Consider the following 24,163-nt stretch of genomic DNA (forward strand, 5'->3'; position numbering starts at 1 on the left):
AATAATAAATAAGACATATATTTAAACTATTCTATAAAATAATTTAAATTCCTTCTTTTTATGTAAAATTGTTTAAAAAAATTTTACATATACGTTATAAAATATTAATTATGTACGAGCATACTAAATTATATTGTAAAGCTATACATATTATTCTATAAATTATTGTTTATTATTACATTTTAGCATGTCCATTTAATAATATACTTCATTTTTTATATAAAATCAATGCATAATCTCGAAAATAATATAAATTTTGAACTGTGCTTGATTTTTTTATCTCAAGCACAGCTTAAAATCAACTTAAAAATCCAGAATTTTTAAGTATTGTTCTCGCGGAATTTAAGTCATCGGTATTAACAAGAACAATAGGCCCTGTACAACCCATACCGCTTTCCGAATATATTTCTGATTTCCATAATGTTTTGCATGCATTTTCCAGTTCAAGAATATCTATTCCTGTTATGTCTGCTGTAACAACTTTTTTAGGTGGTATTTTTACCTCTTCAGCTTGCTCAGGAGCTTTATCAATTGTGTTTTTAGCAATTATATCTTTTAATCCAGCTTTATTTGCTTTTTCAAATTCTATCTTTGCGGTTTTTAGGACATTATTTTTAGCAGAAACAGCACAATACCTTAATGCCTCGGAAATAAGAGGTGCACCAGATGCTCTTGAGACAATGTTTATAAGCTTATTATAATTTTCTCCAATACCTGGTCCATAGCCTGCACCTGCTGTTTCATAATCACCACCAGTAGTAAATGAAGAAAATATTTTAATTAGAAGATTTCCTGTGAGAGAATCACACACCATAACATCTGGCGTTCCTGCTAAGAGATCATTTCCTCTCATAACAGCTCCTCCATCAGCTCTTAAGGAATCTGCATAATCAAATTCATACCCATTATCTTTTAATTCATTAAGTATTCTTTCTACTTTCCTCGCACCGTCTAAGTTTAATATACCCACTTTAGGATTTTCTATGCCATTGGCCTTTGCAGTTGCTATTCCTGAAATAGCATTTATAACCATGCCGGCAACTCTGTTAGTTGATGAAGTACCTGTTGTTGTAGCTATAAACATTTCTTTGCCTCTTCCAGGGGTTACTACTTTTCCAACTGTTGAAACTCCTATAGGAAAATCAAAGTGCTGTGTAACACACCCTTGTATTTCCCCACTTTCAAGAAGTTTAACCATAATTTGATGTCCTTCTTCTGGAGTATTAGCTTCAACTGTGTTTATACTAGAAGAGTTTTTAGGACCAATTAATACTATATCAAAATCATTAAACTTTTTCTGTGCCATTTCGGCTGCCTTTACCATCTCTTCTATTCCATGCTCTGAGCCTAATATAGTGAGACCGATTTTAACTTTTTTTCCAAAGCTTCCGGATTTTATTCCGTCTGCTATTTCATTAAAAACTTCAGCTATCATTTTATTAGCCTGAATATTATCCATTATTATCCTCCTATCTTCTAATAGTCTTTTATCTATTATGAAGCACTACGATATTATCAAAGACACTTCTTAATTTACTTATTAAGAATATATGCTGCAAAATCCTTCATAGCATCTGCAACCATAGCTTTAACTTCCTCTTTAGAGATTCCTGTGTTTTCGCTGCTGTCTTCTTTATTTCCGTTATTTTTTTCAACAACAATTGAAACACCATCAAATAGATTGGTCATTCTTCCAAGGAATAAGCTTCCTTTTCCTATTATCATGAAATTATCCATTTTATCATTTAACATATATTCTCTTCCATGGCCAATTATTGGAACTCCTGAAGGGATGTGTCCCTGAGTTGGAGCAAAACCTGGATATCCATGTTCAGTTACAAAGCCTGGCAAGTCTTTTCTATCTATTTGCCCTTTTTTTACAGCAAGAGCTCCTATCATCTTATAGTTTTGAGTTGGAACATCTCCAGCTCCTGCTGGTTCAGTTATATCTGGTGTCTGCATTTCTGGGGCAAACTTATTGACATCGGTTATTTTTAATCCTGCTTTTTCTAGTGGTTCAAGAACTAAAGCTTCTAATACAGCTTGAGGCGATGCTCCATGCCCAATAGTATGTCTACCAATTATATCTGTTCTTAAAACTGGATTTATACCATCATTTTCTGAAATTAAAAGAGCAAATCCTCCTAAGCAATCTTCTAATATAGGAAGGTTTTTCTTAACATGGTCTCTTCCGTTCATGCCGAGTTTAGCAGTAGCGCCGCCTGCAACAACTACAACATTTTTATATATGCCTGACTTAACAAGAGATGCCGCTGTTATAATTGCATGAGTTGGACCTGCACAAAAACCTCTCATATCAGAGCCTGTTGCTCCTCTAAGTCCTGCAATTTCACCTATAGCCTTAGCTATATTACCGCCGCCTCTTTGATTCATATCTCCAATTGCTTCTTCAGAGCATTCTATTATATATTCAATGCTATTTACATCGACATCAAGCTCTTTAACTAAATGCATAAGAGCAAGAACTCCTGATGCCTTAACAGCCAAATTTTCAACCATTATATGTGAAGATAAATTTTTATCATGTTCATGAGCACGTCTTACACAGCCCACAAGATTTCCATTTTCATAAAGTCCTTCTGCTACATGAGACTCAACCATCTTTTCAATATCAACTATTTCTTCTCCCTCTCCTAAAGCATCTGCCTTAGAATTTAACACAGGATGTTTCATAAATTTTTCTTTAACAGAAGCAGTAAAACTTTTTTCTAATTTCACAAGATCAAATACGTCTGATATTTTTATTAAACCATAGAATTCATCCTGCGGCATTATTTCACCAAACTTGCCATATCTTTGTGCACCTTCTAAAGCTTCGCTGTGCCAAGGTCTTTTTCTAAGTGCTAATTCTTCAGGAGTTAAATTTCCTATATAAGTTTGGTTAGGTGCATATGAAACCACATCTTCAAAGCTTCTTAAATGATCTTTTATCTGTTTTAAATAATCTGAATCTGGATTAGTCTCTCTTTCTAATGTTTGAGTAGTACCATTGTGAATTATCATATCAGGTGTATTAACTAAAACATAGGATGCTTTTTTTATTACTGGAAAACTCATTTAATAATCCTCCCTTATATCATTAAATTAAAAATGGAGATATGGAGAAGTTTTTGCATTAATTTCTCCATTTCTCCATTTAATAAGCTATAATTAATTAATCTTCAAATACCTTCTGTCCATCTACTGGAGTTTCTAAAGCTCTTAAAGCCTTAGTAACTAGTTTCTTTCTTAGCTCATATTCATCCTTCTTGTCAAGGTTTGGATTTCCAAGAGGATGTGGTATAGCTACTGTAGGAACTATCCTGTTAGCTCCAACAGTTAAGGATATCGGAACTACTGTACACATATGAACAACAGGAAGTCCTGCTCTTTCAATTTCTTTAACAAGCGTTGCACCGCAACGAGTACAAGTTCCTCAGGTGGAGGTTAGTATAACTGCCTGAACTCCATCTGCAATTAATTGTCTAGCAATCTCTTCGCCAAATTTCTTTGAGGAAGCAACTGCAGTACCATTTCCAACTGTACTGTAGAAGTATCTATGAAGTGAGCCTATTTTGCCTTCCTTCTCGAATTCTCTTAATACGTCTACTGGTATAACTCTGTCGTTATCTGCATTAGCATAAGTTGGATCGTATCCTCCGTGTGCAGTTTCATATGTTTCAGAAGTTAAATCCATAACTCCTTCTATATCATACTTTCCAAACTTTGATGCACTTGAGGATTCAATATGGTCTGGATTTCCCTTTGGAACAGTTCCACCTGATGTAACTATTGCCACTTTAGCTTTTGTTATATCAGCAATTGGTGGATTTGGTTCTACTCTATCAAATACAGGCATTTTAAATTCTGTAGTAAATGCTTCACCCTTTATCTTTTTAACAAGCATATCTACAGCTCTCTTTGAACCTCTCTCTTCTGCAAAAAAGTTCTTTCTGATACCTCTTTCAATATAACCTTCAGTTTCAGGAGATCCTATTTCTTCCTTGTTAGCTAGCTTTAATGCAAGGTTTGCTATTTTAGGAAGAGCGTCTCTCATACCTACAGCGCTGTTTTTAGTAGAAACTATATATAACTGTTTCTTATACATATCAGCACCTGGATTTTCGATATACATACCGCTTATTACAGGAATATTAAGCTTTTCTTCTACTTCTGTAGCTATAGCACCACAAGCAACTCCGTATCTTCCAGCGTTGAAAGCAGGTCCTGCTATAAACAAGTCTGGATTATACTTCTTTATCATTTCTATAACTTCAGCTTTTGCTTCAGTCATGTTCTCATTAAAATAAGAGTCTCCGCAAATAACTGTAGCAACTATTTCTGCACCTTTTGCCTTTAATAAACCATTAAGCCCCATACCAGGTCCTATGAAACCTTCTCTGATTTCTGGTTTTATATCAGCCTTTTCTTCTCCGCCTATTCCAGCGTAAAATTGATTAATATAGTGAACGACACGTATCAAGTGTGCTCCCCCCTCTCGGAGTATTTTATTAAAATTTAGAATATTGTTCTCTTACAGTTTTAACTTCACTTATAATAGCATCTACATCAAGAACCATTTCCATCATTCCGCATTGCTCATCATAAACAGCTGCGTCAAATTCATCCTTAACTTCAGGCTCAACAACGTGATAAACTCCTAATCCTAAAGCTATTCCAGCAAGTGGGCCAGCATAAGTAGGATCTCCTGCTGCAACTGTTTCAGCGGAAAGACCGGAAGCTTCAGCTTCAGCTCCACCTATGATAACAACTACATTTTCAGCACCATGCTTTTCAGTAAGGTCTTTAACTCTTTGTTGGATCTCCAGATCCATAGCACCTGCAGCTGTTCAAACGAAGCATTCTGTTGATGCAAATACAACTTCAGCACCAGCGGATTTAGCGCACTCTTCTATAGCTGGTCCTGGGATTCCGTCTCTATCGCCAATGGCAATTACTTTTTTACCCTTTAACATAATATCCTTCCTTTCAAAAATTAATAAATTATATAATCTTTCGGTGTATTGTATTGTTTTATATATTTTTAATTCTAGAAGCCCTTTGCAGTTAAATAGTTGAAGCCTACTTCTGAAGTTGCTCCAGTTATAACCTGAATTTCAGCGTTAATTGAACCATCTTCTCTTAAACTTCCTACATATCCACCTGCAATTATGTTAGCAGCTTCTGGGTGTCCTATAACTTTTTTCATTGCTGGAAGTGTAACTACTTCGTTAGCATTTCCACCTGTTACTACTGCATCTCCCTTTGGAGTTGAGTCTGCAAGCGATTGAGAGCTTCCGTCTCTTCCTGCATATTCATCAGTAACTAAAACTGTCTTTATTCCTTTTTCTGTTATCTTGTTGCAGTTCATTACTAAATCCGCATCAGGATTTCCAAAGCCTTCTTCTGAAATTATAACTGCATCAGCTCCTAAAAATTCTACAAGCTTAGCTGTCATATCAGAAGATCTTTGTTTGTCAGCAAGATAAACGTTTTCGTTTGTTATTATACAGCCCAAGAAATTGTAGTCCTTACCATGTCTTTCATAAAGGTCTTCAATTATTGGCTGATTTAAGTGAACATAAGTTGGATTCTTATCGCAGGCTGAAACACAGTTTCCGCTAACGATAGCTCCATCAAATACTTCTGTTGGATAAATGTAAGTAGGTATTATCTTCTTAGCATCTACTCCATAAACATAAGTATCATGTAAAAGTCCTTGTGTTTGAAGCATATAGACATAAACTACTTTTGGAAGTTCTGGATATTCTTTAACCTGCTCTAAAATAGGTTTTGTTTCAAAAACCTTTATTTCGTCTGGTTCAACATTTTTTCCAGCTTTTCCAAGGTACGTTGCAGCCTTAAAGCCTACCATTCTTACAGCTTCTTCATGTTCATGCTGAAGTACGGTGTCTTTTGGCTCGCATATAATAACCAGGTTGTTAGTCTTTGAAAATGGTGTGTATCTAGCACCTTCTCCACTCATGTCTATTATACCTTCCTGGAAACCAACTATCTTACCAGTAGTAACAACAGCAGCTCCTTTAAGCACATGAGTTCTTCCAGAACCAACAGTATCAACCTTGCTTATGAAGCCAGGGAAAATACCACCTTTTCCTTCAACTTTAACTCTAGGCTCAATAACATCTTTTACAGGAATTATTCTAGTTTCCTCACCAGGCTTTGCTAAATCAAAATTGATGGACTTTAATCTTTCATCTCCACCAACTTCCTTTAATAACTCTTCTTTGTTTACATAAAGAACTCCACTCTCAACCTTTGTTTCTGGTCCAAACTGTATATCCTTTATATAAATTTTTCCAAGTTCTAGACGCAAAGCGGTCACCTCCCTATATTTTAAAATTTATATTTAAGACTGATATCTTTTGTAAGATAGTCCTAACTACCACTTAGTAATAAAAATTAAAGAGTATCATAAACTTCCTTAATAAAGCTTTCTACATCAGCTAAAGTTTTTAGTCTGTCTGGAGTAGCTATATGAGCTCTTTCTCCATTTTTGTAAATTATCATAGTTGGAAGTCCTAGTACCTTTTGAGAAATCGCAAGTCTTCTAGCACTTGAAGTATTTAAGCTTGCAAATTTTATTTTGTCTGCATATTTATGTTCTAGTTCATGCACGCCTGGCATAAGTTCTATGCAGATCTCGCACTTGTCTCCCCAGAAATCTACAAATACAGGTTTTTCAGTATAGTTTGTAACCTCAGCATCAAAATTATCCTTGTTTAGTTCTAACATTTGAAGTTCCTCCTTTTATTAGTTGAATTATTTTATATAAGAATATTTCTATTTAACTTCTTATCTATTTAACTAGATAAGAAGTTAAATAGTTAATTAGCAATCACATTTTTAATCTATTAAACATGAAGCTCATCGAATTCATTTTCAATATAATGTTCTGCATTAGTAGCTGCTATAGCTCCATCTGCAGCTGCTGTAATAACCTGTCTTAAGGATTTTTGTCTTACATCCCCTGCTGCAAATACTCCTGGGATGTCAGTTCTCATCTCTTCATCAGTTATGATATATCCAGCTTCATCTAATTTTATCTTTCCAGTGAAAAGCTCAGATATTGGAAGATATCCAACGAATACAAAGCATCCATCAACCTTAAGGTCGCTTGCTTCTCCAGTTTTAACATTTTTAAGAGTTAAACCTTCTAGTATTTCATCACCTTTAGCTGCTTCAACTACCGAATCATATATTATCTTTATTTTAGGATTGTTAAACACCTTATCCTGTATTGACTTAGCTCCTCTGAACTGATCTCTTCTATGAATTATTGTTACATTATCAGCAAACTTAGTCAGATAAATTGATTCAGTTAATGCGGAGTCTCCTCCTCCTATAACAGCTACATCTAACTCAGTGAAGAAGTCAGCGTCACAGGTTGCACAGTAGGAAACACCCTTTCCACGTAACTCTAATTCACTCTCAAAACCAGCAAGCCTAGGATATGCTCCTGAAGCAATTATTATAGTTTTAGCTTCATAGGTTTCTTTATTTCCTACTAACTTTTTAATTTTTCCACTAAAGTCAACTGTGGTAATCTCATCTTTAGCAAACTTTGTACCAAATTCTTCAGCCTGCTTTCTCATTCTTTCAATAAGTTCTGGTCCTGTACAGTTTTCTATAGAACCAGGATAATTTTCAAGTTCATCAGTTGTAGCAGTTTGACCACCAAACTTCGATCTTTCAATTATTAATGTATCCATTTTTGATCTTGCTGCGTATAGTCCTGCTGAAAGTCCTGCTGGTCCACCACCAATTATAATGGTGTCATAAATATGTGCCATATTTTTTCCTCCTTAATTATCGACCTTGATTTAATTTTTTATAGCATTATAAATAATATCATAATCTATTAATTGAAAATCCTCCAAGATTTTTTCATTCCAATTTGGAATTCCAAAATCTTTCAAGAATTTATTAGTAGCACCTATACTGTTTTCAATCATATTGAGGGATTCCATATCAGTAATAGTATCCCTTTTCTTAGAGATAATAACCGTTCTAAACGGTATTTCATTGGGCTTTATACTGCTTATTAAAGGATGAGTTAAAAGCCTGTGATTTAAATGAATATAATCTCTTACCTTTTTATATACATCAATCACAGTACCATCAATATAGATTACTTCATACTTTCCTATGTATTTATTCTTGCTCATGGGATTATTCGTAATAATTATAAATTGCTCTACCATTGTTATATCCTCCCACTTATCTGAATAGGTTTTCACGAGGCAAACAAAAAAGACATAATACAAAAGCCCCTTGACCCTTGCACTCTGTCTTATAACCTGAGAGATTTACTCCTTCGGTGCTTAACTTAATATAGTTAAGCTTTCCAGAGGTATGTCCATTTCCGGTACTTTTGCCTGAGAGCTTCACATAATACGGGTTATCATGCTTATTCCTTCGGCTACCTTATAAAAAGATTATCTCCCGAAAACTTCATCCATCCATAATATTTTTACTATATCAAATTGCAGAAATTCCTCGAATTGTGCAAATAATATGTTTACAATATTCATTATATATTAAAGTAAATTAAAATGCTATATTTTTCTTGAATTTTTTATTTTATTTTGTGAAAATTATGAATGCAAAAATTCATTTTTAGTGATTTTCTATAAAAAATATACCACAGGCTCCGATTCCCGAATGAGTTCCAACAACACATCCTACCTCACACTCTATAAATTCCTTTTTTCTTTCCAGCATATTTTCTTTAAGAGCATCTCTAATTTCTTTATTTTCTGCTTGTAGAATCATACAAGGTTCACCGCTTTTTATACCGTAGCCTTCTAAGTATTTCAATATGTTTTTAATCGCTTTTTTTGTTCCCCTGACTTTATCTTTTACTACTAGCTCTCCATCTCTAATTTCGATTATAGGTTTTATTCCAAGAATTGAACCTATTGTTCCAGCAGTTTTTGACAGTCTTCCTCCCTTTACTAAGTTTTCCAGACTTTCAAATGCTAGTGCACTTCTTATATGTGGTATAAGACCTTTTATTTCTCTTTCAACTTCAATTAATGAGTTGCCCTCTTCTATCAATCTGCAGGCTTTTAGTACTAAAATTCCTAATCCCGAAGTTACATTAAGACTATCAATTATTATGATATCATCACTTTCAAGCATGTTTTTTGCTATACATGCGGATTGATAAGTTCCACTTAATTTTGAAGATAGGTGAATAGATAGTATCTTATAGCCTTCCTTTAAATATTTATTATAGCAATCGTAAAACATATTAGGATTAATTTGAGAAGTAGTGGGAAATTCTTCACTGATTTTTATTTTATTTAAAAACTCTTTTATGTCTATGTCGATACCATCCCTATAACTTTCATCTCCAAAATGGACAGTTAACGGAATTACTTCAATATCATACTTTCTTATTATCTCTAAAGGTAAATCCGCTGTGCTGTCTGTAATTATTTTTATTTTCTCCACATTTGTTCTCCTTTTTCTATTTCATATTTGGAAATTCCATCTGCCTAAGTGCCTCATACGCTAAAATAGCTACTGTATTAGATAAATTCAAAGATCGCGTGCTTGTTTGAAGCATTGGAACTCTAATTAAATTATCTAGATTGCTATTTCTTATGTAATCTGGAAGCCCTGCTGATTCTTTTCCAAAAATCACAAAATCCCCCTCTTCAAATTTTACTTCTGTATAAAACTTCTTACCCTTGGTTGTTGAAAAATAAAAGTTTCCTTCTTTGTATTTCTCTCTAAACGCTTCATAAGATTCATGTATTTCCATGTCTAAATATTGCCAATAATCTAATCCAGCCCTTTTTAGATGTTTTTCATCTAAGCTGAACCCTAATGGTTTAATTAGATGGAGTTTAGAATTAGTAAGAACGCAGGTTCTAGCTATATTTCCAGTATTTTGAGGTATCTCAGGTTCAAATAAAACTATATTTAAATTCATTATTAAAACTCCTTTTAAGATAATTTTTACTTACTATTATTATAGAATACTAAGATATTATAAATTTTTCAATAACTTTTGCTACTCCATCCTCATTATTAGTTGAAGTAACATAATCTGCTGCATCCTTAACATATTTTTCTCCGTTGCCCATCGCTACTCCAAGACCAGCATATTTAATCATTGACAAGTCATTTTCATTATCCCCGATACATATTATCTCTTCTTTATTTATATTATAATATCCTGCTAAAATTTCTACAGCTCTTCCCTTTGAAACGCCTTTACACATAACTTCAAAATTATTATAGTTTGAACTGACTACTTCCAAATCATCATAATTCAGTAATTCTTCTTTTGCTTTTCTTATCTTTTCAATATCCTCATCAATACAAATACATTTTAATATTTCATCCTTATATTCCTCAAACACTTTATCCCAATTCTCTATTATCCTAATATCTATTTGTTTGTCTTTTGGTAAATCTTTGTTCGCTTTTTCATAATTAGCTGAAGCAAAGCTTATTTTTCCCGTGAATATGATAGAAGAACTATTATAGTGAGGATTAATTCCATACCTTTCTAATACTTTTAAAACCTTCTTGCAATTTTCATACCCAAGTGCTGATTTATAAATAACCTCTTCTCTATCTTTTTCTCTAATATAGGCACCATTGGCTGCTATTAAAGGTACCTTCACTCCAATTAAGTCAGCAAAATAACTTGCTGATGTGAATATTCTTCCGGTACATATTGTAACTTTAACACCCTTGTCATGAGCCATTTTTATGAATTTTAGATTTTTTTCGCTTACTTTACCTTTGCTGTTTAAAAGAGTTCCGTCCATATCTGTGCATAATAGTTTATACATACACTTCCTCCTAAAATAAAGCTTCTCTTAATATATACAATGCAAAAGCTCTAATACATTGAATACAGCTACTTTATCATTATAATAAAAACTATTAACTTACGCAAAAACACGAGAATTGCTCTCGTGCTTATAATTCACAATATATACCCTTTTATTCAGCAGATAGATAACTTGTAATTCCTTTTTCTATATTTATTCCAATATTTTTTAAAACCTCATCCTTTGTTAGCTTGTCCTTATCTTCTGTATTGCTTAAAAATCCACACTCCAAAAGCACACATGGAATTTGGCTGTATCTTAATACAGCTAAATTTTGTCTTAAAATACCTCTATCTTCCCAGTCATCACTTTTTATTAAATTGTCCTGCATTATTTTCGCAAGTTTAATTCGTTCATTTTTTTGGAACCCATTTGGATCATAATAATAGCTGGTCATTCCCTTAAATACACTTGATTTATTTTCATTTATATGAACCGACACAAATATATCTGCTGAAGCAGCATTAGTAATATCTCCTATCTCTTTAAGAGACAATAGCTTATCATTATCCCTAGTCATAATGACTTTATAGCCGGCAAATTTAAGTTCCTCGGAGGCATAGTTTGCAATTTCTAACGTTAAATCCTTCTCGTATATTTTACCTAAATTAGCTCCTTTATCGATTCCTCCATGACCAGCATCTATAACTACAGTATTATGGAAAGGCTTTTCAATCTTTGAAATTAATATAATTGCTTTGCTGCTATCGTTTTTATCTACATAAACAAAATTATTTTCATTATAATTCTTTTTAATTTTAATAATTAAGCCATCTTTTGTATTTTCATAATATATATCCTTTTGTTCTGACTGTTTGTCCCCTTTTAGATTAACCTTGAGTACATCATCTTTGCTTAGTTGAATTTCAACAAAATCTTTTGTTTCATTCCATTTAATATCTTTAAATTCCTTTTGACCATTTATTATGTATTTTTTAAAATATTTATTTTCTAGCAAAGAGATGCTTCCATCCTTATCTGCAGCCAAAGCAACATATGAAGTTTTCGTAAATTCATTAGTTGTAAGTATACCTTCAGAACGTTTACTTAACGCGAAAATAAGATTAAAAATCATTAATACTAAAACAATACACCCTATAGAAAATCTTTTTCTATCTTTAATTCTTATCCTCATATTATACCTCACATATCCTTTTATTTTTAATAATATAATAGGTCTGTAAAAAAATCAATTTATATGCTTAGATTTATAAAAATATTATTATAATTATTAAGTTAATACTCAAGCTGTAACCAAATAGCTTGTACATTATAGAATGTAATAGGAGGTTTCCCTATACTTTTAACATAAGTTTAAAAGATGGTGATTTTTTTGATCAAATTTATTTCTAAAATTATACCTTTAGTTATCTCACCTATTTTTCTTATTGGCTGTAATACTCATAAAACATTAGACAAATCTATAATATCAAATAAAATTGTACAATCCTCTAATGAGGATGTTAGCCTCACCTTAACAGAAAGCATTGTAAAAGATGAATGCAGAAAGAGTTAAAGTTGGAGCAGCTCCTCTACAAATAAATGAAACATTACGAAAAATAGTTCGCTATAAAAGCAATGAGATAAAAGATTGGATCAATTCCCCAGGCCACAAGGCAAATATTTTATATAAACTTTAAGCAAATAGGTGTAGGCCTTGCTTTTAGTTCAAAAAATAAAGCATATTCAGCTCAGGAATTTTCAAATTAAATAACAGATCTAACTTTATATTATCAGAAAAAGTACGAGCAAAAAACCCATGGATTAAATCCATGGGTATATTTTAAGCTTTGGTGCGGATAACAGGATTTGAACCTGCATGGTTTCCCGCTAGAACCTGAATCTAGTGCGTCTGCCAGTTCCGCCATATCCGCAATTTACAGTTTTCTTATCTTTCTATATAATATCACAATTTTATTTTTTAATAAAGATATTTTTTCAATATAATAATATTTTTTAATATAGTATTCAAATTTTGATTGATTATTTCTAATGTAATCTTCTATATAATTATAGTAATCTTTTTTATTGAAATCTACGGGTTCTTTTTCACCATAATATTCTCTATAAGCCAAAACTGATACTTCCCTAACCTTCTGAGCAAGACTAACATCCATCTTACTAATTAGATTAGTATCAGGCATAAACTTAGAATTTATAAATCCTATGGTTTCAAGTCTGCTTAGAGAATATTTATAAACAGGAATTGAACTTTTACTATCAACAATTATTTTTTTCTTTACAATAAAAGTTAAAATAGCAACTATATTAATAGTGATAAACGCAGCTATTACATAAATAAGTTTTAAGATAACAGGCGGAATTTTTATCTTACCAGTAGACTCTTCATATGCTTTATCATTATTTGCACCAGGCTTTCTAGATGTATTATTATTTATCTCTGGATTTACAGCCGGTGTATTACTGGTTTTTAATTTATCTGCTTCTTCTTCCTTGTGGATGGATTCCACGGCATTAGGCACCGCATCTACTGTATACCACATTCCTTTATTTGTATCTTCTAAGTATAAAACCTCACTCCAGGCATGAGCATTTTCGTTTCTTACTACATAAAGTCCATCCCCATCTTTTTCTTCAGTCATGTTAAAACCTTCAACATATCTTGCTGGTATACCTGCTATTCTGCACATTATAGTCTCAGCTGTAGCAAAATAAGTACAATATCCTTTTTTCTCAGTAAATAAAAAATAATCTAAAAACTCTTGCCCCTCTGGAACTTTGGAAACTTTCAAAGTATATGGATAATTTTTATTTAGATAATCTCTAATAGCATTAACCTTTTCAAAATTATTTTTCTTATCCTTTACTAAACTATATACTAAATCATAAGTTCTGGAACTAATATTTTCCGGTAACTGTAAATACTTTTTATAAGCTTCTGAATAATAAACTCCACTTACTTCTTTTGCTTTACCAGTACTGTTTCTTAATAATTGTTGACCTTCATAGTTTAAGCTGTAAAAATATACTGTGTAAGGACTTACTAAAACTTCATTACTTATCAGCGTAGGAATATCATCATAATAGGTGTACCCCTTTACTATTTCCGCGTTATATGGCAGTGAAGGCGTAAAAAGAGTGGAGGTATTTAACTCCTGAGGAATTATTTTTATTTGTTGATTTAATTCTGCATAAGATCTATAGAACTTATCTTGAGGTACCAACTCCTCTTTAGGCTTTTTTAGTGTATATTTTCTTTCATCCAAAGACCAGGAAAAACCATCATAATTTTCTTTTATGGCGCCTCTCAAATAATAAGTTTTTTCAGAATTAACTTTAAAAGCTGTTAGCTTGTTTAGTACAATAGGTCCACCAAGTTTTTTCTTATTGTTATCGTAACCTGAAAAGCTTAAATCATATTTATACTTTTTCCCTTTTTCCTGCTGAGTTTCACCTGAATTAATAAACTTATTATAAAACTTGCTTTGCAGCTCTGAAGAATATTTCCCCTTGAAGTTTTGGGGCAATATATTAGATATTCCTGCTATTAAAAGACACATTAAAATTGTATATATAAATATTTTATAGGATTGAATCTCTATTTTTATACCTTTTTTAGAAAGTTTTTTAGTGTTATAAATAAAACTGTTTATACAGTATGTGCTAAGGGTTATCAGCACATAATAAAATAAAATTTTTTTAATTTCTTCCGTGTATCCTAGATACCAAAGCGTAATAATTAGAGTTAGATTCAAAACAAGTACAGAATTAGGAAGTCCTTTTGAGCTTAAAGAAATAATTATTACAGTTAATATTGGAAGAATCATTATAAAAATAGGTTTAAAGCTTGTAAAATCCGTAGACATAGATTTTGCTACCAAATTGTTAATATAATTAAAGTTATCAGCAATTCGATTAACAAAAAAAGCTTGAACATAGTTAAAATTCAAAAAACAATATACTACAGCAGCACTTACTAAAAATATTATAATAATAGTTTTTAATACTCTTTTTTTAATACTTGAAAATGCCCAATAAAAAATAATTCCTGAAAGATATAAAACAGATATAAATAGATAGTTGAAGTTTTCTATTTTATAACATATCTTAGCTAGTGTTACTATAAACATAATATTTATATAAATTAATATTATAAAAAATTTATTTTCTTTTAGAAAACTCATATTCTCACCCTGTTTCCTTGTTTCTTAATGAGTTCATTAAAACTAAAGCAGCTTATCCCTATTTTCTTGAGAAATTCCATATTACTTAAGTCTTTCAAAGAACTAGCAGAATAAAAAACTGTAATATTATATCCTCTATCTCTCATCATTATAAGATTATCCTTCAGTTCTCTGCTTACACCAATAGTAATTATCCCTATCCAGCTTAATCTTGGTATTTTATTTAAATTTGAATTTACAAAACGCACGAAATCATCTTCGCCATCACTCTTTTGTGTTATAAAAAACTCCATGAGCTCGTTAAAATCTTCCCTGCTGTCTATGTCAAATCTTCTTTGAACCGAACTGTTAATAAAGAGCTTAGTCTTTATTCCTTTAAGCTGCATAAAGTTTATAGTAGATGCACATAAATCTATAAGCTGTTCTTCATATATACCCTCCTGATCCAGAGCGAAGTTATTCCTACTCATATTAAGAAACATGTTGCTTTCTTCTCCAGAAACAGTATCTAAATTTCTTACATATAGTTCTCCGTGCTTAGCACTGACCTTCCAGTTTACTCTTTTTAGATTATCACCTTGATTATATTTTCTTATTTCCTTAGTGCTGTATAAATCCTCAATATTGGTTTTGTTGCTTACTGCATTTTTAAAAATATCACTCCCATTGGCAGGGAACTTTGCCAACTGATATACTTTTGGATAAACTTTGATGAGAACATTTAAATTAGTATTTTTTCTTCTTTCAAATATTGAAAATAAATCCTTAATACTAATATCAAACTCCCCAAAATTATAAATTCCTCTATTGTTAAATTTAACTTTATTTCTAAGCCATTTGCTTTCATCTGAATTAACCCAAACAGCATCTCCATTATATTTAGGATTTATCTTTGATAAAGCTTTATTGTTAATGATCACATAAGGAATTGGAAGAAGTCCGTAATTTTTAATTATAGTTATAAATTCCTGTTCATCATCAGCACTATAAATCTTTCTATCAAATTTCATTTGAAGATGTATATTTTTTTGAATCAATAAAATGTATATAAGACTTATTAAAAAAGTTAATAAAAGCCCGTGAAAAATTCTATACGGAAGATTACCACCTTGTATTAATGCAAAAACATAAGAAAGAATTAAAATGATTATAAATTTAATACTAATTTTAAACCCAAACATTTTATTTCACCTTTGGAACAGAAACTGTTTTTAAAATATCTAATATTACAGATTCACTGTCAAAATTATTAGCTCTTGCCAATGCTGAAACAACCACTCTATGACTTAATACTAAAAGTGCATTTTCTCTTATGTCTTCCGGTATTACATAATCTCTTCCATTTATAAGCGCACTTGCTTGAGCAATTCTTAATAACGCTAATGAAGCTCTTGTGCTGCTTCCTAATACTAAATACTTATTGTTTCTTGTAGCATCTGCAATACTTGCGATATATTCATTAATTTCATCAGATACATGAACCTTTCGAGCTTTCTTCTGCAGTTCTAAAATATCATTAGCATCGGCAATGCAAGTTAATTCGTTAAGAGGTTCTGAATTTCTATATCTTTTTAAAATGTTAGCTTCCTCTTTCTTTTCGGGATAGCCTATTTTAACCTTAATTAGAAATCTATCTAACTGTGCCTCTGGAAGCACGAAGGTTCCTTCACTTTCAATAGGATTTTGAGTCGCCAGTACAAAAAATGGTTTATTTAATTTATATGTATTATTACCTTCTGAAACCTGTTTTTCTTCCATAACTTCAAGAAGTGCAGACTGCGTTTTAGGTGAAGTTCTGTTGATCTCATCTGCCAGCACAATATTTGCAAATACTGGTCCTTTTCTAAATTCAAATTCCATAGCTCCCTGGTTATAAATTGATATACCTGTAATATCCGAAGGAAGTAAATCTGGAGTAAACTGAATTCTGCTGTAAGATAAATTGAGAGACTTTGCCAGAGCCTTAACCAAAGTTGTTTTTCCTACCCCTGGTACATCCTCAATCAGTATATGTCCATCAGCAATAATTCCCTTCATAATATTAAAGACCTCATATCGTTTACCTATTATTACCTTTTCAATATTATACACAATATTTTTTATAATTTGTTCTGATTCCATGACATATCCCCTCTCATTTTTCAAAATTTGTACTTCTGTTCCCTTAATCCCCATAGTATATTCATAATATTTTAATTATAGCATAAGTTTATGGCTGTTTACAATTGTCTTTCATTTTTTACAAATTTATACTCAAAGTACAATTTAAAAGACAGGCATATGCCTGTCTTTGCTATTGTTCCTTCTTTTTAGTTCCTCTTCTTATTACACCATCAACCTTATTGTAAGTTTCACTGGATACTGTTTCTTGTCCGACTAATTTTCCATTTTCATATATCTTCTTATATACCTTAACCTTATAGCCAATTGAAGAAGGCTGTTCAATTTTTGTTTCACCTTCATACATATTTGGATCATCTATGTACTTTGTATTCGGCTGAATTGTATCAGTCGTTTCACTTACAAGGTCATAGGTTCTGCTTGAAAGGCTTCTATCCGAATACACATTAAATATAACAGAATTACCGGAAATAATACCTTCAATAAATATTGGAGAACTCAAAGTATTTTTAAATTTATAATCTAAATTGCCATAATCTACTGTTGCATCAAGTCCCAATGCAACATAATGAGACGGTAGTGAATGATGTGATCTTTCTGTAGAACTTATATTTGCTCTCATCACTGCATTATAAAGAGTAGTTGAAACTTGGCATATTCCACCGCCTAGTCCAGAATCAAGCTTGTTATTAACTATTACTGGAGCTTCTTTATAACCTTTTGCAGCAGTTCTTTGACCAACTACATCATTAAAACTAAAACTTTCACCAGGCATAAGCAGCTTTCCATTTATTGATTTAGTAGCTAAACCAATGTTAGCTGATCTATTAGCTGAAGAACCTGAAAAGCTTGTGCTGAAACTTGATATTTTTGTGTTAACCTTAGATAGACTATCTGATGTTACAGAAGCTTGTACAACTTCTATTGGAGCCTTAACTTCAGCGTCTCCACTTATGTCACCATTTACTTTATCATTAATTGACTTTTCTAACTCATCTACTTTAAGCTTTAGACCAGTTTTCTCTGGTGTAACAGAAAACTTGCCGCTGCTTACCATTGTTATTTTAGCATTAACTGGAGATTTGTCTATTTCCTTCTGCATTCCTGTAACAATATCCTTAACGGGATTCGAATCATATGTAAATTTTAATTTATATATCTTTTGCTCTGGTGTTTTAATAAGCTTATACTTTTGAAATAATCCTAAATTTTTACCATATGCCATAGCCTCATCCACAGTTTCTTCTATGTTATATTTAGCATTTAATTTTGCATAGTCAATTGTATAAGTCTTATCTGTTCCTGTAATAGCTATTTTTTTCTTTAAAACTTCACTTTCATACTTTTCTTGTAAAAGTTTTATAGCTTCGTTTTTAGTTTTTCCTGATAAATCAATATCTTCAACAGCCACTTTTGGATATATAACATCAGAATAATCTTTAGTACTATTACTCATATATCCAACTCTAGCACCAGCTGTACCTCCGGCCAGAAGTATAATGGAAGTTATAGTAATTATAATTGCATTTTTTTTCATTTACCTTCCCCTCTTTCTATCTACCTCCATATTATACTATAAGATCATCTTGTTTTATACATATATTTACGTTTTAAATGAAAATTAGTTTTAAAAACAGCTTGAATATGATAATATAATTTTGAAAAGTAAAAATTATTTGTAATTTCACATTCCATAATTCTAGTTATAGAAAGGGGTATATTGTCATGAATTATTGTAAAGATAATATTAAGTATTATTTGGAAAGCATTCTTAATATTCCAAGTCCAACAGGTTTCACAGAAAAAATAATGAAATTTATAATGGATGAACTTGATAAAATAAACATTCCTTATACAGTTACGACTAAAGGAGCTGTTATAGTAAGTCTAAAGGGAAAGGACGACAGCTATCAAAGAACCTATTCTGCTCATGTAGATACTTTAGGTGCAATGGTTAAAGGAATAAAATCAAACGGAACTCTTTCTCTTGTTCCTCTTGGCGGTTTTATGATGGGTGCTATTGACGGCGAAAATTGTATAGTTGAAACAATGGATGGCAAAACATTTACTGGAACTATCCATGCTGTTAAACCTTCTGTACATATAAGTGGGCAGGAAGCTTATGACCTGAAAAAGGTTCCTGAAAATATGGAAGTTGTTCTTGATGAAAAAGTTAATTCAAAGTCAGATGTTGAGAGCCTAGGAATAAATGTAGGTGATTTTATCTGCTTTGATACCCGAACTATTATTACAGAAAAGGAATTTGTTAAAAGCAGACATTTGGATGATAAAGCCAGTGTTGCAATTCTCCTTTACTCTATAAAATATATAGTAGAAAATAATTTAGAGCTTCCCTATACTACCAATTTCTTTATAAGCAATTATGAAGAAGTTGGACATGGAGCTTCAGCGGCACTTCCTCCTTTAACTAAAGAATTTATTTCAGTTGACATGGGTGCACCTGGCCTAGATCAAAATTCTACTGAATATGCTGTATGCATATGCGCAAAGGATTCATCCGGACCTTATGATTTTGAATTAAGAAAAAGATTAACAGAAACCTGTAAAAACAATAATATTGATTACAGGATTGATATTTATCCATTTTACGGATCAGACGCTTCTGCCGCTTTAAGAGCTGGATGGGATATAAAGGTAGCACTTATTGGACCAGGTGTGTTCTCCTCACATGCCTATGAAAGAACACACATGGATGCAGTTTTAAACACTCTTGACTTAGTAGTTAAATATTCCTTAGAAAAATAAATTAAACACACTGGAGTTTTTCCAGTGTGTTTATCATTTTTTATTAAACCTAAATTTTAAAAGTTCGAAATTAGCTTTATCGCCATCATAAGCTGATACATATATCTCATCCTTACTATTTGACCATACGCTGTCAAAGTAAGCCATCTTAGACACAATTAAAAAATGTTGTTCTTCTGTAGTATTTTTTATATCATTAGACCAGTCTGATATCTCCTTCTCTCTATCTTGAAATTCTTCTTTTGTTATTTTATATTTCTTTTTTAAATTTTCCATATCTGCAATATATATATTTGAATATTCTTTATCTATATATAGTTTTTTCTGCTGCTTAAACTTTGTATAGTGTTCAATATCTCTTTCAAATTTTGCATAGCTTATATACTTTCCATCTGAAGACCAAGCTGCGTATTTACCAGAGTCTACAAGCTTTGAAGTTTTAGTTTGTAAATCCATTACATATATATTATTATTCATTTCATAAAGAAGCTTTTTACTATCACGTGATATAACTGGATTGTATCCATCCAGCAACTTTTCTTCTTTCTTTCCATCTTTTGATACCTTATATATAGCAGGTTCTTTTTCAACAAATCCATGCCCATCAGGTTTGGGCAAGACAGTAACTTTGAAATATATGATATCGCCTTCTGTTGTAAAATTTGGTTTCGCATATGAAACTTCAGGATTTTCACTTCCTGTCAGCCTTTTTATATCCTTTTTATTTATATCCATAATGAATATACCGTTATTTCTGGCAAAAGCTATAACATTATCATTACCGTTTTCGTATATAGGATTATAACAATTATTTAAAGTAGTAATTTGTACTGTTTTGTTTTTTAACAGATCCATCTCATATATGTTATCACCTGAGCTGTATAAAAGTTTTGTTCCATTAGAATTGAAATATGGATTAAAATATGCACCTTCATATGCAACTGTATACCTATTTTTTTCATCTTCTGAAACACTAGCACTTACTTTATTTGAATTTATGTCCTTATCTCCTGATTGTTTATTATATTTATCACTGTAATTAATATTTATCAAAACTGCAGAATAAGTAATAATAATAGCAGCTAGACCATATTTCATAAATCTCTTATTCAAAAATATCACCTTGACTTTCCTTAAAGTTCATTGCTTACCAATAGATTTCCTAGTACTGTGCAATTTTATCCATAAATTTTTAATATTTTTGAAATGTAACATTTTTGTTAAATATGATACTTATTTATAAATAACAATTATTATTTATTATAATGTAAATACTAGGATTTAAAAGTTCCAATGTTGGGAAATATACGTTTATAAACTAGGAAATTTGATACAACTTTAGGAAAAGATTTGATAGTTCCAAGCTTTAAATAATACTCTTTCCTTATGAAAGGCGGTTGACTTAATGAATTTTAACACAGATTTATCATGCATACTTGTAATATTTGGTGGAACAGGAGACTTAACTCATAGAAAATTATTACCAGCAATATACAACTTGAAACACAGTGGAAAACTTCCAGATAACTTTGCACTTGTATCCATCGGAAGAAAAGATATAAGCAATGATGAATACAGAGAACAAGCTTACAAGTCTATAAAAAATTCTTCAAGATTCAAAATCATTGATGAAACTCTCTGGGAAGATATAGCCAAGAGGATTTATTATAAAAAATTTGAGTTTCATGATAGCTTAGGCTATAAGGAATTAAATAGTTTTTTAGATAAATTGGATAACTCTTATAATACAAAAGGAAATAGATTATTTTATTTAGCAGTTGCTCCAGAATACTTCTCACTTATTAATGATGAGTTATATAAACAAGGTATGGTTAAAAACGAAGCTTCCTGGCAGAGACTTATAATTGAAAAACCATTTGGCAGGGACTTGAGTTCTGCAAGAAAACTAAACAAAAAAATAACAGAAGTTTTTGGTGAAGCTAATACCTATAGAATTGATCATTACCTAGGAAAAGAAATGATTCAAAGCCTCATGGTCTTAAGATTTGCAAATTCTATTTTTGAACCTTTATGGAATAGTAAGTATATTGACAATATACAAATTTCCTCCAGCGAGACTGTAGGTGTAGAAAATAGGGGTGGATATTACGAGAACTCTGGCGCTTTAAAGGATATGGTTCAAAATCATATGCTTCAACTTCTGACTCTTACTGCTATGGAAGCTCCGGTTGACCTTTCTTCTTCTTCTATTAGAGATGAAAAAGTGAAAATTCTTCGCTCCTTAGAAGATATTACACCTGAAAAGATAAAGCAGGATATAATAAGAGGTCAATACGGGGAAAGCATGATTGATAATAAAAGAATCTTAGGTTACAGACAAGAGGATAAAGTTTCTCTAAATTCCAACACTGAAACCTTTGTAGCCTTAAAGCTTCATGTAGAAAATTACAGGTGGGCGGGAGTCCCCTTCTATATAAGAACCGGCAAAAGAATGAAGAAAAAGTCAACAGAAATAATTATACAATTTAAATCCATACCAAAATTCCTTTATTCTAAAGAATTTGATAACTTAAATTCTAATCTTTTAGTAATCGGTGTTCAGCCTAGAGAAGGTATTTATTTAAAGTTTAACACAAAAAAACCTGGTACCGAAAACTTTATAATACCAGTTGAGATGGATTTTTGTCAGACTTGCCAGTTTGAAAGCAATACTCCTGAGGCATATGAAAGACTATTATTTGAGGTTATGAATGGTGATAATACTCTGTTTACAAGCTGGGATGAAGTTGAATATTCCTGGAAATTTGTTGATAATATATCTTCGCAATGGGGAAGTGAAAAACTTTCATTACCCAACTATGAATCAGGAAGCTTCGGACCAAAAGAGGCTGATGAACTTCTCCTAAGAGATAACAGACATTGGTGGAATTTATAAAATGAAAATTAGTTTTTGTATGTTCAATGAACAAAAAGATGATGTAATTTCAATATTAAATCAGCTATATCCTGAGTTTGAAACTTCCGTAGCAAAGTGCATTTATTGCTGTGGAGAATGTGCTAATAAACCTATAGCAAGAATAAAGGGTAAATTATTTGTAGGTGATAACAGCGAAGATTTAATAGCTCAAATATTAGAATTTACTGAAGGCCTTTAAGCTGCAATTGACTAAAAAAAGAAAGTCTGGTAATTTATTTTCCAGACTTTCTTTTTATTATATGCTATATTTTCACATATATTATTTTCGTAAGCATACACACTATTTATGGTATCCATATATTATCTTATTAATATTTGCTATAGTTTCGTTAGCATTTGGAAGCCCTTGTGTGTAAACCGCTATTATATATGGCTTATTTGAGTATACTATACCTACATCATTTACAAATGCTCCATAATCCCCTACCTTATGAGCAACTATATTTTGAGGAACATATTTATCTAACCTATCGTGAAATACAGTTGTCTTCATTATACCTATAAGTCTTGGGTAATATATGTTATTGTTCTTATTCTCATAAAGCATTTTAAGAAATGCTAATCCTTCATTTGGCGTAACTAAATTATCATTTTGAGGAACTTGATGTTCAACTTTCTCGCTAAATCTATTTTTCATTTGAGCATAGCCAATTTTTCTTATAATCATGTTTGTAGCTATATTATCTGAGTACATTATACTATAGTCGCTTAGTTTTTGAAGAGCTATAGGTTTTGACTTATCTTCACCTTGAAGAATTCCTGTACCTCCCTCATAATCGCTTTGCAAGTATTTAATAGTTTCATCAATATTTAATTTACCTTCTTTAATCATATCAAACAAAACCATATTCATTTGAACTTTAACAGTACTTGCAGCTGTAAAGTATTTATCTCCATTTATAGAAAAGCCTTTTCCTGTTTCAACATCATAGTATCCAATACCAACCTTTGAAATATTATTTCCTAAATATTGTTTAACCTTTTCTTCTACAGATGCTTGTACCTTTTCTGCGTCAGCTTTTACTTTCTCTGCCTCTATTTTAACCTGTTCCTCTAAAAAAGCTTTTCTCCTATTTTCTTCAGCTGCTTTCTTAACAAGATTGATCTGTTCCATATCATATTCCTCTGTTTCATAATAATTATAAGTTATTTTTGTTTCATCAAAAGCAGCCTTTGATTTTTGTGAATCATTCACAGACCAAAAATATAATCCTACAATTATAACCATTATAAGCATAACTAAAGTAGTTATAAAGTTAGATATCCTCTTTAATATATATTTCAATTCCTAATCCCCCAAAAGAAATTTTTCCCCA

General features: G+C 31.5%; 21 protein-coding genes, 1 tRNA gene and 1 riboswitch. Of the genes, 3 read left to right on the forward strand and 19 right to left on the reverse strand.

Going from position 1 to position 24,163, the window contains the following annotated elements; translation table 11 throughout:
• Window positions 1-298 precede the first annotated feature (298 nt).
• From grdD to JK636_RS06260, 17 genes are all read right to left on the reverse strand, one after another.
• Window positions 299-1,459, reverse strand: a complete 1,161-nt coding sequence (grdD, locus tag JK636_RS06180) for a glycine/sarcosine/betaine reductase complex component C subunit alpha (protein ID WP_202747943.1) — start codon at window positions 1,457-1,459, stop codon at window positions 299-301.
• A 74-nt stretch (window positions 1,460-1,533) separates the two neighbouring features.
• Entirely contained in the window at window positions 1,534-3,078 is a 1,545-nt protein-coding gene (gene grdC, locus JK636_RS06185) for a glycine/sarcosine/betaine reductase complex component C subunit beta (RefSeq protein ID WP_202747944.1), read from the reverse strand.
• A 97-nt stretch (window positions 3,079-3,175) separates the two neighbouring features.
• Window positions 3,176-4,483 carry a glycine reductase complex selenoprotein B gene (grdB, locus tag JK636_RS06190; RefSeq protein WP_202747945.1) on the reverse strand — a complete coding sequence of 436 codons (1,308 nt, stop codon included), beginning with the start codon at window positions 4,481-4,483 and terminating at the stop codon, window positions 3,176-3,178.
• A gap of 28 nt (window positions 4,484-4,511) precedes the next feature.
• A complete protein-coding gene (grdA, locus tag JK636_RS06195; RefSeq protein WP_202747946.1) occupies window positions 4,512-4,976 on the reverse strand; it encodes a glycine/sarcosine/betaine reductase complex selenoprotein A in 465 nt (154 codons plus the stop codon).
• A gap of 74 nt (window positions 4,977-5,050) precedes the next feature.
• Window positions 5,051-6,337 (reverse strand): glycine/sarcosine/betaine reductase component B subunit, encoded by a 1,287-nt coding sequence (locus tag JK636_RS06200; RefSeq protein WP_202747947.1) that lies wholly within the window; start codon window positions 6,335-6,337, stop codon window positions 5,051-5,053.
• An 86-nt stretch (window positions 6,338-6,423) separates the two neighbouring features.
• Window positions 6,424-6,756 carry a thioredoxin family protein gene (locus JK636_RS06205; RefSeq protein ID WP_202747948.1) on the reverse strand — a complete coding sequence of 111 codons (333 nt, stop codon included), beginning with the start codon at window positions 6,754-6,756 and terminating at the stop codon, window positions 6,424-6,426.
• Between the two features lie 119 nt (window positions 6,757-6,875).
• On the reverse strand, window positions 6,876-7,814 hold the full coding sequence (trxB, locus tag JK636_RS06210) for a thioredoxin-disulfide reductase (RefSeq protein WP_202747949.1): 939 nt from the start codon (window positions 7,812-7,814) through the stop codon (window positions 6,876-6,878).
• A 30-nt stretch (window positions 7,815-7,844) separates the two neighbouring features.
• Entirely contained in the window at window positions 7,845-8,225 is a 381-nt protein-coding gene (locus JK636_RS06215) for a GrdX family protein (RefSeq protein ID WP_202747950.1), read from the reverse strand.
• Window positions 8,226-8,377: 152 nt separating this feature from the next.
• A riboswitch (glycine riboswitch) is annotated at window positions 8,378-8,479 on the reverse strand.
• Between the two features lie 161 nt (window positions 8,480-8,640).
• Window positions 8,641-9,480: a DegV family protein gene (locus tag JK636_RS06220; RefSeq protein WP_202747951.1), complete on the reverse strand. Its 840-nt coding sequence runs from the start codon at window positions 9,478-9,480 to the stop codon at window positions 8,641-8,643.
• 16 nt (window positions 9,481-9,496) lie between these two features.
• Window positions 9,497-9,964 (reverse strand): tRNA (uridine(34)/cytosine(34)/5-carboxymethylaminomethyluridine(34)-2'-O)-methyltransferase TrmL, encoded by a 468-nt coding sequence (gene trmL, locus JK636_RS06225; RefSeq protein WP_202747952.1) that lies wholly within the window; start codon window positions 9,962-9,964, stop codon window positions 9,497-9,499.
• A 49-nt stretch (window positions 9,965-10,013) separates the two neighbouring features.
• On the reverse strand, window positions 10,014-10,835 hold the full coding sequence (locus tag JK636_RS06230; RefSeq protein ID WP_202747953.1) for a Cof-type HAD-IIB family hydrolase: 822 nt from the start codon (window positions 10,833-10,835) through the stop codon (window positions 10,014-10,016).
• 154 nt (window positions 10,836-10,989) lie between these two features.
• Window positions 10,990-12,012, reverse strand: a complete 1,023-nt coding sequence (locus JK636_RS06235; RefSeq protein ID WP_202747954.1) for an N-acetylmuramoyl-L-alanine amidase family protein — start codon at window positions 12,010-12,012, stop codon at window positions 10,990-10,992.
• 656 nt (window positions 12,013-12,668) lie between these two features.
• A tRNA-Leu gene (locus JK636_RS06240) sits at window positions 12,669-12,751 on the reverse strand.
• A 3-nt stretch (window positions 12,752-12,754) separates the two neighbouring features.
• Complete coding sequence (locus JK636_RS06245; RefSeq protein ID WP_202747955.1) at window positions 12,755-15,022, reverse strand: transglutaminase TgpA family protein; 2,268 nt, start codon at window positions 15,020-15,022, stop codon at window positions 12,755-12,757.
• A complete protein-coding gene (locus tag JK636_RS06250; RefSeq protein WP_202747956.1) occupies window positions 15,019-16,203 on the reverse strand; it encodes a DUF58 domain-containing protein in 1,185 nt (394 codons plus the stop codon). The genes JK636_RS06245 and JK636_RS06250 overlap by 4 nt, the downstream gene beginning before the upstream one ends.
• A gap of 1 nt (window position 16,204) precedes the next feature.
• The gene (locus tag JK636_RS06255) at window positions 16,205-17,143 is read right to left on the reverse strand and encodes an AAA family ATPase (protein WP_202747957.1); all 939 of its coding nucleotides are present in this window, start codon (window positions 17,141-17,143) and stop codon (window positions 16,205-16,207) included.
• A gap of 172 nt (window positions 17,144-17,315) precedes the next feature.
• The gene (locus JK636_RS06260; protein ID WP_202747958.1) at window positions 17,316-18,680 is read right to left on the reverse strand and encodes a VanW family protein; all 1,365 of its coding nucleotides are present in this window, start codon (window positions 18,678-18,680) and stop codon (window positions 17,316-17,318) included.
• Between the two features lie 188 nt (window positions 18,681-18,868).
• On the opposite strand from JK636_RS06260, the gene JK636_RS06265 reads away from it, so the two are divergent.
• A complete protein-coding gene (locus JK636_RS06265) occupies window positions 18,869-19,909 on the forward strand; it encodes a M42 family metallopeptidase (RefSeq protein WP_202747959.1) in 1,041 nt (346 codons plus the stop codon).
• Between the two features lie 33 nt (window positions 19,910-19,942).
• Here the strand turns inward: JK636_RS06265 and JK636_RS06270 are convergent, their stop codons facing one another.
• Complete coding sequence (locus tag JK636_RS06270) at window positions 19,943-21,022, reverse strand: hypothetical protein (protein WP_202747960.1); 1,080 nt, start codon at window positions 21,020-21,022, stop codon at window positions 19,943-19,945.
• Window positions 21,023-21,314: 292 nt separating this feature from the next.
• On the opposite strand from JK636_RS06270, the gene zwf reads away from it, so the two are divergent.
• A complete protein-coding gene (gene zwf / locus JK636_RS06275; RefSeq protein ID WP_202747961.1) occupies window positions 21,315-22,805 on the forward strand; it encodes a glucose-6-phosphate dehydrogenase in 1,491 nt (496 codons plus the stop codon).
• A 1-nt stretch (window position 22,806) separates the two neighbouring features.
• Window positions 22,807-23,025, forward strand: coding sequence for a DUF1450 domain-containing protein (locus JK636_RS06280; protein ID WP_202747962.1), 219 nt, complete (start codon window positions 22,807-22,809; stop codon window positions 23,023-23,025).
• Window positions 23,026-23,127: 102 nt separating this feature from the next.
• On the opposite strand, the gene JK636_RS06285 is transcribed toward JK636_RS06280, so the two are convergent.
• Window positions 23,128-24,132 carry a serine hydrolase gene (locus JK636_RS06285; protein ID WP_202747963.1) on the reverse strand — a complete coding sequence of 335 codons (1,005 nt, stop codon included), beginning with the start codon at window positions 24,130-24,132 and terminating at the stop codon, window positions 23,128-23,130.
• Window positions 24,133-24,163: the final 31 nt, after the last annotated feature.

The sequence above is a fragment of the Clostridium rhizosphaerae genome, assembly GCF_016765585.1.
Taxonomy (GTDB): domain Bacteria; phylum Bacillota; class Clostridia; order Clostridiales; family Clostridiaceae; genus Clostridium_AT; species Clostridium_AT rhizosphaerae.

Excerpts from the sequence above, each read along its gene's own strand:
- JK636_RS06255 (WP_202747957.1), bottom strand. The coding sequence starts at position 17,143 with ATGGAATCAGAACAAATTATAAAAAATATTGTGTATAATATTGAAAAG.
- grdC (WP_202747944.1), bottom strand. The coding sequence starts at position 3,078 with ATGAGTTTTCCAGTAATAAAAAAAGCATCCTATGTTTTAGTTAATACA.
- JK636_RS06260 (WP_202747958.1), bottom strand. The coding sequence starts at position 18,680 with ATGAAAAAAAATGCAATTATAATTACTATAACTTCCATTATACTTCTG.
- JK636_RS06235 (WP_202747954.1), bottom strand. The coding sequence starts at position 12,012 with ATGAGGATAAGAATTAAAGATAGAAAAAGATTTTCTATAGGGTGTATT.
- JK636_RS06265 (WP_202747959.1), top strand. The coding sequence starts at position 18,869 with ATGAATTATTGTAAAGATAATATTAAGTATTATTTGGAAAGCATTCTT.
- grdD (WP_202747943.1), bottom strand. The coding sequence starts at position 1,459 with ATGGATAATATTCAGGCTAATAAAATGATAGCTGAAGTTTTTAATGAA.
- JK636_RS06230 (WP_202747953.1), bottom strand. The coding sequence starts at position 10,835 with ATGTATAAACTATTATGCACAGATATGGACGGAACTCTTTTAAACAGC.
- trmL (WP_202747952.1), bottom strand. The coding sequence starts at position 9,964 with ATGAATTTAAATATAGTTTTATTTGAACCTGAGATACCTCAAAATACT.
- trxB (WP_202747949.1), bottom strand. The coding sequence starts at position 7,814 with ATGGCACATATTTATGACACCATTATAATTGGTGGTGGACCAGCAGGA.
- JK636_RS06215 (WP_202747950.1), bottom strand. The coding sequence starts at position 8,225 with ATGGTAGAGCAATTTATAATTATTACGAATAATCCCATGAGCAAGAAT.
- JK636_RS06250 (WP_202747956.1), bottom strand. The coding sequence starts at position 16,203 with ATGTTTGGGTTTAAAATTAGTATTAAATTTATAATCATTTTAATTCTT.
- zwf (WP_202747961.1), top strand. The coding sequence starts at position 21,315 with ATGAATTTTAACACAGATTTATCATGCATACTTGTAATATTTGGTGGA.
- JK636_RS06280 (WP_202747962.1), top strand. The coding sequence starts at position 22,807 with ATGAAAATTAGTTTTTGTATGTTCAATGAACAAAAAGATGATGTAATT.
- JK636_RS06245 (WP_202747955.1), bottom strand. The coding sequence starts at position 15,022 with ATGAGTTTTCTAAAAGAAAATAAATTTTTTATAATATTAATTTATATA.
- JK636_RS06205 (WP_202747948.1), bottom strand. The coding sequence starts at position 6,756 with ATGTTAGAACTAAACAAGGATAATTTTGATGCTGAGGTTACAAACTAT.